Below are 2016 nucleotides of genomic sequence, written 5' to 3' on the forward strand. Positions count from 1 at the left end.
ATCAAGCAGTGTCAAGAAAAAGTTCAGAGGGAGTGGCAAGCAGGGTGAAAGCGTCTTGGGATATGCTTTGGAGTGGGACTACAGTAGCTCTCTTGTCGCCCCCCGAACTGGACGACCCACATTAAACCAACTCAACGAAATGTGAGTAACAGGAACCCGGTGCGCGTAAAAGTTACCGAGTTTCTAGGGTTAACTAACTTAACTCATAGATAAACACTCCATCGGTTGATTAACCTTTAAGTAAGATAAGATTTGAGAAGCCGCCTGTTGAGGATTGTAAACCGTTGTATCAATCACCAACGTTCGTTCAGGAGCCATTTCTTCTAACGTTAACCGAGTCGATACAGCATCATAATTTTGCTGTTCTTGAACCACAATTTTTAGCTTTTGTTGTAACTCTTTCCGAGTCACACTTCCGTCACGAAACCAACCCAAAATTTCCCGTTCTTCCGTTGAGTTGAAAATAGAACTTGCTTCCGACATTCCCAACGCTGTCAAACTGCTTAAGTTGTCAAATTCAATAGCTTTATTTTTAGTTCTAAAATTAACTACATTTACAGAATCAAAAGCATCATTTCGCTTTAAAATTCGCTGCAAACGAACTTTATTCGGAGCATCTAAAACAATAAACTTAGCATTAGGAAACGCTGTAACTGCATAATTTACCTCATCCTTTCCCCGTAAACCATCAAAAACCTATAGCGCTACTTGAATCGGGAACAGGGAACAGGGAACAGGGAACAGCAGACTATGAAAGGGTTTCAGAATTTAGAAATGTCCTAACCAATTTGCGTAGCGCTATAGTTTTTAAGGTGTACCGTTACATGAACTCATTTAATCAATGAAAAACCCCCTCAACACTAAGGCTAAGGAGGTTATATTTTCTTTGTTTTAATTATCAAATCTTCGAGTTAAAATCAACAGGAATTAGGGCGTTATAACTTCACAATTGAGGATGATTTATCAACCCTAACTCCCAACTCCTAACTCCTAATTCCCTATGAGAAAAACGTTGATTTTATTCTTCTTCTCCGGTTCCATTTTCGTCATTTTCATAATCTTCAGCATCATCAACGTGTCCGACTGAATTAGAAGAAACGACTGCACCGCCATCAAGTTTCTCGCGAACTAATTTTTCAATATTAGCAGTAAACTCGGGGTTTTCTTCCATGTAAATAATCGTTTTTTCTCGACCTTGACCAATATTATCGCTGTTGTAGCTATACCAGGAACCCTTGCGTTTAATAATGCCTGTTTCTTCGGCTAAATCGACTAAACAGCCTAGCGTTGAAATCCCTTTTCCGAAAATAATATCAAATTCAGCGATGCGGAAAGGTGGGGCTACTTTATTTTTAGCAACCTTAACTTTAGCCCGAATTCCATACTCATCAGTACCTTTTTTCAAGGTTTGAATCCGGCGAATATCGAGTCGAACTGAACAGTAAAACTTGAGCGCATTTCCGCCTGTTGTGGTTTCTGGATTTCCGTAGGTAATTCCAATTTTCTGACGCAGTTGGTTAAGGAAAATAACTGTACAACCCGACTTACCAATATTCCCGGTAATTTTCCGTAGGGCTTGGCTCATTAAACGCGCTTGTAGCCCCATGTGAGCGTCTCCCATTTCCCCTTCGATTTCTGCACGGGGAACCAAAGCAGCTACGGAGTCAATCACCACAATATCCACTGCTACGGAACGCACCAGTTGATCGACGACTTCTAACGCCATTTCTCCGGTATCGGGTTGAGACACCAGCAGGTTCTCGATATCAACGCCTAAAACCGATGCGTAACTGGGATCGAGGGCGTGTTCTGCATCTACAAAGGCAGCGACTCCCCCGGCTCTCTGGACTTCGGCGATCGCGTGTAAGGCTAAAGTGGTTTTACCCGAACTTTCTGGCCCATAAATTTCAATCACCCGTCCTTTTGGTATTCCCCCACCGAGGGCTAAATCTAGGGTTAATGCTCCACTGGGAATGGTTTCGACTTTCATGCGGGGAGCATCGCCTAAACGGACGA

At 42.5% G+C, this 2016-nt stretch carries 2 protein-coding genes; both read right to left on the bottom strand.

Going from position 1 to position 2016, the window contains the following annotated elements:
• Nucleotides 1-198: 198 nt before the first annotated feature.
• Nucleotides 199-597 carry a hypothetical protein gene (locus tag L8106_RS28985; RefSeq protein ID WP_009788152.1) on the bottom strand — a complete coding sequence of 133 codons (399 nt, stop codon included), beginning with the start codon at nt 595-597 and terminating at the stop codon, nt 199-201.
• 421 nt (nt 598-1018) lie between these two features.
• Nucleotides 1019-2016: recombinase RecA (recA, locus tag L8106_RS28990; RefSeq protein WP_009788153.1), on the bottom strand; the 998-nt coding region annotated here is incomplete at its 5' end.

Source organism: Lyngbya sp. PCC 8106, from assembly GCF_000169095.1.
Lineage (GTDB): Bacteria > Cyanobacteriota > Cyanobacteriia > Cyanobacteriales > Microcoleaceae > Capilliphycus.